We start from the raw sequence: 9,444 nt of genomic DNA on the forward strand, positions 1-9,444 counted from the left end.
ATGAAACCGGCACCATGGAACTCGTATGGTTTAGTGGTATCAACTGGATTAGCCCCAAATTAAAGTCAGGTGTTGAATATGTAGTTTTTGGACAGCCAAACCGATATGGAAGTAAATTTAGTATGGCTCATCCAGAAATAGAGGTGTTGACTCCTGCCATGTCTCAACAAGAATTTTTGCAACCGGTTTATTCCACTACAGAAACCTTAAGAAGAAAATTTCTGGATAGTAAAGTCATATTCAAGCTTCAAAAATTACTATTGAAGGAAGCTTATCACAGAATTCCTGAAACACTTCCTGAGCATCTAATTCAGCAATATGCATTTCTTTCTAAAAAAGATGCGGTAGCCCAGATTCATGTGCCGAAAAATCAACAGTTGCTCCAAAAAGCGCGCTTCCGGATGAAGTTTGATGAGTTCTTTTTTATGCAATTGCGGTTGCTGATGCAGAAAAAGATTCGGCTTGAAAAGTTTAAAGGCCAAGTTCTTCAGAAAACAGATTTATTGACTGAATTTTATAAATCTCACCTTCCTTTTGATTTGACGGGTGCCCAGAAAAAAGTTATCAAAGAAATATTTGCTGATTTTAAAAATGGAAAGCAAATGAACCGACTTTTACAGGGAGATGTCGGCAGTGGAAAAACCATAGTGGCATTTATAGCGTCACTGATCGCTATCGACAGCGGAACCCAAGTAGCGCTGATGGCACCTACTCAAATTTTAGCTAACCAGCATTATGAGGGCTTAAAAGAATTTGCAGATAAAATTGGAGTGAGTATTGCTTTGCTAACGGGTTCCACCAAAACCAAAGCCAGAAGGATTATCCATGAGGAATTAAAATCAGGGGAGCTGAAAATATTGGTAGGTACACATGCATTGCTGGAAGAGGTGGTGCAGTTCCAGAACTTAGGTTTGGCCATAGTGGATGAACAACATCGCTATGGTGTTGCTCAAAGAGCACGGTTATGGAAAAAGAATGAAAATTTTGTCCCGCATGTTTTGATTATGACCGCCACTCCTATTCCTAGAACATTATCTATGTCGGTTTATGGTGATTTAGATATTTCTATTATAGACGAATTACCTGCAGGAAGAAAAGAAATCAAAACCATTCATCAATATGATGCTAATCGATTAAAATTAAACGGTTTTATAAAAAAAGAAATAGAAAAAGGCAGACAGGTTTATGTGGTCTATCCCTTAATTGAGGAATCCGAAAAGTTAGATTTAAAAGATTTAATGGATGGATATGAAAGCATAGCCAGAGCATTTCCTGAATTTCCAATCAGCATTGTGCACGGTAAAATGAAACCTGCTGATAAAGACTTCGAAATGGCCAGATTTGTGAAAGGGGAAACCAAAATTATGGTGGCCACAACGGTAATCGAAGTAGGCGTGAACGTGCCCAATGCTTCGGTTATGGTAATTGAAAATGCAGAAAGATTTGGATTAGCCCAATTACATCAGCTGAGAGGCAGAGTGGGTAGAGGCGCTGAACAATCCTATTGCGTATTGGTGACCAGTTATAAATTAAGTAAAGAAGCTCGAACTAGGGTGGAAACCATGGTACGCACTACTGATGGATTTGAGATTGCTCAGGTTGACATGGAATTAAGAGGTCCGGGCGATATGATGGGAACGCAGCAAAGTGGTCAGCTCGATTTGATGATAGGTGATTTACGAGAAGATGAACCTATTTTATCCATAGCCAGGCAAAGTGCACAAGTAGTTATTAGCAAAGACCCAGAATTGAACTTAGAGGAAAACAGACTCATCAAAACCCAAGTAGAACAACAGAAGAAGAAAAATGTGAATTGGAGCAGGATATCTTAATTAGTAATATTAATCCTACTTTGTCATATTATTCAATCATCGCCAAGAGCTGTGTCTTCACAGCTCTAGATAGATCAAAGCTCGATTTGTGAAGACACAAATCGTGGGCATCGGTGCTAACTTGACAAAGTAGGTTTAATAATTTGATAATTAATAATTAGAATTTTCAAACATTAAGAACACAACTTTCAAGCTGAATAAAAAGAAAAAGCCTTTCGAAAGCAATTTCGAAAGGCTTTGAAATAAACAATTATAAAAATCAACCTTATTATCCTCTTGGGTCTAGAATTTGATCAATTCTGCTTACTAAATCTTGTAAATGATAACGAGACATTTGGTCACTTTGTCGTGCTAAACCTCTATTGATTTCTCCTCTTAAGGTAACCAAATTACCTCTTGAAAGGGATGGGATATCAGTTGTACGGATATCATCATCTTCAATATTCACTAAATCACCTAATTTTTCAACAAATGCTTTTTGCAGGTTTCTTCTATAAGTATCGATGCTTCTACCAGTTCTTAATTCTGAGAATATACCAGTTCTTAAGTCACTCATCATCTGAGTAGCTTTATAAGCATCATTTCCATTTAAAGATTCGTTCTCTAAAACTCTTTTCACTCTATCAGCACTGAAAAGGCTGTTTAAAGTTCTAGTTTGTAATCCTTTGATTCTGTCTATTATTCCAGAAGATTCAATTCTACCCAATATTTCAGTATCAATCAACCATTCTGGAGTTTCGAATAATTGCTCATTCAAAAATGCAATGGCTCTTTTCTGCTTATCTAAAGATGCATGAGTATAAATAGCACCATCCTGATCAGATGTTTTGTAATATTCGCTGATTCCACCAACGTTACCCGTAACATGGCCCATGTATCGATTATATTGACCTAATACATTTCCATATAATTCAGTCAACTCATCATAATTTTTACCTTCTTCAGAGCTCCACTCAATCAATTTTTCAGCAATTCTTTTTAGGTTTTTAATTCCTAATTCAGAAGCAATCATGGAGTCATCTCCAATGTCTTCTGTTTGTGCCGTGTGGTCCACTACACCTCTTTGCTGACGGCCATATCTGTAAACAGGATCATCTGCTTTTTCCAAAATCCATCCGTTCAAAATTGCTTCCTCTTCATCAGCGGTTTCAACATTTGGAATAGCTCTATATCCATATTCTATTGCCCATTTGTCATATTCCCCTACCATTGGAAAGAAGTTCTCAACATTATCTTCTGGTTGGGCAACATAATTAAATCTAGCATAATCCATTATAGAAGGAGCAACACCATGTGTCCTCATGAATTCAGCATTTCTTAAAGAATCAATTGGGTAAGCAACACTTGAACCCATATTGTGTGGTAAACCTAAGGTGTGACCTACCTCATGAGCTGCCACAAATCTTATTAATTCTCCCATCAAATCTTCTTCAAATTTAACTTTTTGAGCCTCAGGATTAACCGCAGCCGTTTGGATGAAGTACCAGTTTCTCAATAAGTTCATGACGTTATGATACCATAAAATATCACTTTCAAGTATCTCACCTGTTCTAGGATCGTGAACATGTGGTCCTTGAGCATTTTGAATATCAGTAGCGATATAACGAATAACAGAATATCTCACATCTTCAGGACTCCAATCTGGATCCTCTTCTTTTGATGGCGCATCTTTAGCAACAATTGCATTTTTAAAACCAGCGGCCTCAAAAGCAGGTTGCCAATCTTCAATACCCTTTTTAATATATTCTCTCCATTCTAAAGGTGTAGCAGGATCGATATAATATTCGATCGGCTTAACTGGCTCTACCAATTCTCCTTTGTTATAAGCTTCCCAGTCAGAAGGCTCTAATCTCCATCTGGTGATAAATCTATTGTCATCAGCTTTATGAGCATCTTTAGAATAGTCTAGCTGACGAATAGAAAAATAACCTACTCGCTCATCAAAATTTCTTGGCACAATCGGGTTGTCCGGAAGCAAAATCATGGATTGATTCATTTCAATGGATAGTGCACCCGTCAATTGGTTATCAGGAAGCTCACTTCCTTTATAAGTTAAAATGTGTCTGATTTCCACATTTTCTGGAAATGCTTTTCCGTGAACGATTACAGATCTGCTTTTATCAACAGTAGATACTTTGAATGCCTTTCTTTGATAATCATAAAGTGCGCCAATCATTGGAACATCAGAAGTGAAGAAATCTTCTACATCAATTACATAGGAAGCGGAATCTTTTCCTAATGCCTCAATTTTGAAGCTATGAATAATAGGCTCAAAGTTGTTGTTTTTAACGGACTCATAAATAGGGTCTTCTTCATCTGCTACTGAATTATAAGAAACAGATCTTAGCAATAATTGATTGTCTTTCTTTTGGAATCTGATCACTTGCTGAGGGCGTGATTTCATACCGGCACCACCGAAATTCAATCCTTTTACATGTCCAGATATTCTGGATACTATTAAAATTTCCTTTTCCAATAGATCTTCAGGAATTTCAAAATAGTATTTATCATCTACTTTGTGGAAAGTAAATAAACCTTCATCAGATTCAGCCTCTGAAGTAATTACTTTAGAATAGCTTTTGTATTTAGATTTAGAACCACCATTTTCTTTTGGCGTCTCTTCTTTTTTCTTTTTGCCAAACAGTTGGGCATTACTTTCTTGAGCTGAAAGCCCAAAAAATGCCAAAATGGCAAAGCTTAATATTATTTTTTTCATTGTATATACATTTAATTTCCTGCTAATTTAACATTACAGGCTTATTAAGTTTACAATTTTCAACTCTTTTCCATGAGTGGAAAGATCAGAGATATTAATGGAAAAAGTAAAGCCGTGAATTGTAAATTGACTTTAGATTATAAAATTTTAGTATCGGACTTAACCGAAAGATAAAAATGCTTTGTTATAATTGAATTTAACCTTAGCTTTGCACCCTGAAAGAAGAGAGCAATTTTATTTTATTATAATTATTAAATCATGGCAAATATTGGTAGGATTACCCAAGTAATTGGCCCGGTAGTGGATGTGAGCTTTGAAGCAGAAGGCGCGAAATTACCTAACATCTTTGATGCATTTACAGTAAAAAAATCTGACGGTTCTGTAATCGTTTTGGAATGTCAGCAACATTTAGGTGAGGACAGGGTAAGAACCATCGCAATGGATGGTACTGAAGGTTTGACTAGAGGTATGGAAGTTATAGATACTGAAACTCCAATCTCAATGCCAACTGGTGAGGACATTAAAGGAAGATTATTTAATGTAATTGGTGATGCCATCGATGGCATTGAGCAGCCGGAAGGTAAAACTAAACTACCTATCCATAGGGATGCACCAAGATTTGAAGATTTATCGACTTCTTCTGAAGTTTTATATACAGGAATTAAAGTTATCGACTTAATTGAGCCTTACTCAAAAGGGGGTAAAATTGGTTTGTTCGGTGGTGCAGGTGTTGGTAAAACCGTATTGATCCAGGAGTTGATTAATAATATTGCAAAAGGACATGGTGGTTTGTCTGTATTTGCCGGTGTGGGTGAAAGAACTCGTGAAGGTAATGACTTGCTTAGAGAGATGTTGGAATCAGGTATTGTAAAATATGGTGATGAATTCATGCACTCTATGGAAGAAGGCAAATGGGATCTTTCAAAAGTGGATAAAGAAGCTTTGAAAGAATCTAAAGCTACTTTCGTGTTCGGTCAGATGAATGAACCTCCAGGTGCTCGTGCTCGAGTTGCTTTGTCTGGTTTGACATTAGCTGAATATTACCGTGATGGTGATAAAGACAGTAACGAAACTGGTAAAGATATTCTTTTCTTTATTGACAATATCTTCCGTTTCACTCAGGCAGGTTCTGAGGTTTCTGCCCTTTTAGGTAGGATGCCATCTGCTGTGGGTTATCAACCTACTTTGGCTACTGAAATGGGTGCCATGCAGGAAAGAATTACTTCAACTAAAAATGGTTCAATTACTTCCGTTCAGGCGGTTTACGTTCCTGCGGATGATTTAACTGACCCTGCTCCTGCAACTACTTTCTCTCACTTAGATGCAACTACAGTATTATCTCGTAAGATTGCTGAGTTAGGTATCTATCCTGCGGTGGATCCATTGGATTCAACGTCTAGAATTTTGGAAAGAAGTATCGTTGGTGATGAGCATTATGACTGTGCGCAAAGAGTAAAAGAGATTTTACAGCGTTACAAAGAACTTCAAGATATTATCGCCATCTTAGGTATGGACGAATTATCTGAGGAAGATAGACAAACCGTTTATAGAGCAAGAAGAGTACAAAGATTCTTGTCTCAGCCATTCCATGTTGCAGAGCAGTTTACTGGTTTGAAAGGGGTATTGGTTGATATCAAAGAAACAATCAAAGGTTTCAATATGATTATGGATGGTGAATTAGATCACCTTCCGGAAGCAGCTTTCAACTTGAAAGGTACTATTGAAGAAGCCATTGAGGCAGGAGAGAAAATGTTAGCAGAAGCTTAAAATTAAAATCATGCTTTTAGAAATCATTACACCGGAAAAAAATGTGTTTAAAGGAAATGTAGATTCTGCTACTTTTCCGGGAAGCAATGGTTCTTTTCAGGTTTTGAATAACCACGCACCTTTAATCAGTTCTTTGGACAAAGGAGATTTAAAATTCTCCGATGGAAAAAACAACACAACTATCGTGGTTGAAGGTGGTGTGGTAGAAGTATTAAATAATAATATTACTGTTCTGGCTGAAAAGGTGATTGAGGAATAGTTTAGTTAAATATTTATAAAATAAAGCCGGTTTGCTATAATGCTAATCGGCTTTTTTCGTTTTGGAAGGATATTCAATTCTTATTAAGAACTATATCTCTTAAATTGCATACAAATCTAAATTTTAAATGAAAACTTATTTCAGGGTTCTTTCATATGCTAAACCTTTAGGCTGGTTGGCACCCCAATACTTAGTCTATGCTTTATTGCAGTCTGTTTTTAGTGTTTTAACATTGGGGGTTCTCGCACCTGTTTTAAACGTACTTTTTAAAGTTAAAGAGGAAAGCAATCTTCCGGAGTCATTACCTGAATTCAGTTTGAATATTTCCTACTTTAAAGAAGTGTTTGACTTCTATTTTCTTTCTATAATGCAGGAAGATCGATTTTTAGCGCTGCAATTTGTATGCGTAATTCTAGTAGTCAGCATTTTTCTAGCTAATTTATTTCGATATCTCTTGGCTGTAATTTCTGCTATTGTAAAAGCAAACGTGATTTCTAACCTTAGAAATGCGCTTTACAACAGATTAGTAAATATGCATATAGGATTCTATACTGAAGAACGAAAGGGCAATATCATGTCGAAGGTGATGGCGGATGTACAAGAAGTAGAGGGCACTGTAGTCAACAGTTTAAAGGCAGTAATTAAAGAACCCTTAATGCTTATAGGTTATTTTATTGCTTTATTTTTCATATCTGCCAGGCTTACTTTAATCACATTACTAATCTTGCCAATATCTGGTTTTATCATTTCCTATATAGCTATTTCTTTAAAGAAGAAAGCTATGAAAAGCCAGGAAACCATCGGGAGAATTTCTGATATTTTGGACGAAACATTAAGCGGTATGCGAATTATTAAAGCATTTAATGCCATAAATTTTTCCAAAAATAGATTTCAAAAAGAGGTTAAAAATTATGCGACCTTTAATGTTAGCATGCAGAAAAGGCAAGCTTTAGCAGGGCCAACTTCTGAATTTTTAGGTGTTTTCGTGGTAGTAGGCGTCTTATTAATCGGTGGAGGGATGATCTTAGAAGGTAATTCTGAGTTGAGTGCTAGTAGTTTCATTACATTCATTGCTATTTATTCTCAATTAATAGTACCTGCTAAACAGTTATCTACTGCTTTTAGTAACGTACAGAGAGGTCTTGCTTCCGCAGAAAGAATCTTTGGAATAATTGATTTAAAACCTGCAATTCAGGACAAGAGCGATGCAAAAAAATTGGAAAAATTTGAAAATGCTATCAGCTTCAATAATGTATCCTTTGCTTATGGAGAAGAAAAAGTATTGAAAAATATTAATATCAATATACCTAAGGGAGATACTATTGCATTGGTAGGGCCATCAGGTGGAGGAAAATCTACCTTGGCAGATTTGATTCCTAGATTTTACGATCCTGTATCAGGTGACGTACAAATAGATGGTGTTTCCATAAAAGATTTTAAAGTCGAATCTGTAAGGGCTAAAATGGGAATAGTAAGTCAAGAATCGATTCTTTTTAATGATTCCATCTTTAATAATATTGCTTTTGGCAAACCAGAATGCACATTGGAGGAAGTAATACAGGCGGCTAAGGTAGCGAATGCCCATGATTTTATCTCCCAAATGGATGGAGGATATCATGCCATGATAGGGGAAAGAGGCACAAAACTATCGGGCGGGCAAAGGCAAAGGATTAGCATAGCAAGAGCCATTTTGAAAAATCCCGATATCCTTATTTTAGATGAAGCTACTTCTGCCTTGGATTCAGAATCTGAAAAATTAGTACAGGACGCCTTAACTAATTTAATGAAAAATAGAACTTCAATTGTGATTGCTCACAGGCTTAGCACCATACAAGAAGCGGATAAAATATATGTGATGCAGGATGGCGAAATCATAGAGGAAGGCAAGCATGAAAGGCTAATTGAAAAAGCAGGGGTTTATAAAAAATTGATTGAAATTCAGTCAGTATCCTAAATTTTTAAACTATTGATTCAACCAAAGCTTACAGCTAGTTGTTAAAATATTTCTATATTTGTTTATATTCATAATCAAAACCATCACAACTCCATTTTTATGAAGACTTTTAAAACTATCGTTTTTGTTTACCTACTGATTTTCATTTCAGCAATAATTTCAATTACGGCTTACATTAATTTTTCTGATTCAGATATAGGGATATTATTGAAGTTTCTTCATTATATGAATTTGTTTTTTTATTGTTCAATAATTGGTTTGGTATTTTTATTAATAGTTTTTTATCAAAATTTTAGATTAGAGAAATCAATAGTTAAATTAAATTTAAAACACGAGCAAGAAATCAATCAATTTAAAGCAAAGCTTTACGATAAAAAGGAATCGGAGAGTTCATCTGTGCCAAAAGAGGATGCTGCAACACAATCGGATAAAAAAGTTCCTTCGGCAAACCAAGAATCTGATTCAACCAAACCCGATGATGAAAGTACCCAATCCTAATAAACCTTCATGATTAACCTTATTAAAAACGAACTCCATTCAGCTCAAAAAACGCTGGATAATTTTTTAAACCAACCCGAGCAGTTAGCCAATATAGAAACTGCTGTAGAAATTATGCTCAATTCCTTTAGTTTTGGAGGGAAAGTAATGAGTTGTGGAAATGGGGGGTCTCACTGTGATGCCATGCATTTCGCAGAAGAACTGAGCGGCAAATTTAGGGAAGCTAGACCTGCAATAGCTGCTATGGCATTATCCGATGTAAGCCATATTACTTGTGTGGGCAATGATTACGGATTTGATTTTATTTTCAGCAGAGCTCTTGAAGCATTGGGCAGAAATGAGGACGTTTTATTGGCCATTAGTACTAGTGGCAATTCCCAAAATATTTTAGAAGCCTGTAAAGTAGCTAAAGCCAAAG

General features: G+C 36.0%; 7 protein-coding genes. 6 read left to right on the forward strand and 1 reads right to left on the reverse strand.

Annotated elements, in window-relative coordinates:
- On the forward strand, positions 1-1,832 hold a 1,832-nt coding region (gene recG / locus ACFE0M_RS17455; protein ID WP_434547076.1), incomplete at its 5' end, for an ATP-dependent DNA helicase RecG.
- A 268-nt stretch (positions 1,833-2,100) separates the two neighbouring features.
- Here the strand turns inward: recG and ACFE0M_RS17460 are convergent.
- Positions 2,101-4,548 carry a zinc-dependent metalloprotease gene (locus ACFE0M_RS17460; protein WP_434547077.1) on the reverse strand — a complete coding sequence of 816 codons (2,448 nt, stop codon included), beginning with the start codon at positions 4,546-4,548 and terminating at the stop codon, positions 2,101-2,103.
- Between the two features lie 258 nt (positions 4,549-4,806).
- On the opposite strand from ACFE0M_RS17460, the gene atpD reads away from it, so the two are divergent.
- From atpD to ACFE0M_RS17485, 5 genes are all read left to right on the forward strand, one after another.
- Positions 4,807-6,315, forward strand: a complete 1,509-nt coding sequence (gene atpD, locus ACFE0M_RS17465; RefSeq protein WP_434547078.1) for a F0F1 ATP synthase subunit beta — start codon at positions 4,807-4,809, stop codon at positions 6,313-6,315.
- 10 nt (positions 6,316-6,325) lie between these two features.
- The gene (gene atpC / locus ACFE0M_RS17470; RefSeq protein ID WP_434547080.1) at positions 6,326-6,574 is read left to right on the forward strand and encodes an ATP synthase F1 subunit epsilon; all 249 of its coding nucleotides are present in this window, start codon (positions 6,326-6,328) and stop codon (positions 6,572-6,574) included.
- A 127-nt stretch (positions 6,575-6,701) separates the two neighbouring features.
- Positions 6,702-8,528, forward strand: a complete 1,827-nt coding sequence (locus ACFE0M_RS17475; RefSeq protein ID WP_434547081.1) for an ABC transporter ATP-binding protein — start codon at positions 6,702-6,704, stop codon at positions 8,526-8,528.
- Between the two features lie 99 nt (positions 8,529-8,627).
- Positions 8,628-9,026, forward strand: coding sequence for a hypothetical protein (locus ACFE0M_RS17480; protein ID WP_434547082.1), 399 nt, complete (start codon positions 8,628-8,630; stop codon positions 9,024-9,026).
- 9 nt (positions 9,027-9,035) lie between these two features.
- Positions 9,036-9,444 (forward strand): SIS domain-containing protein (locus ACFE0M_RS17485; RefSeq protein WP_434547083.1); only part of this gene is annotated, 409 nt, incomplete at its 3' end.

Source organism: Marivirga sp., from assembly GCF_051117495.1.
Taxonomy (GTDB): domain Bacteria; phylum Bacteroidota; class Bacteroidia; order Cytophagales; family Cyclobacteriaceae; genus Marivirga.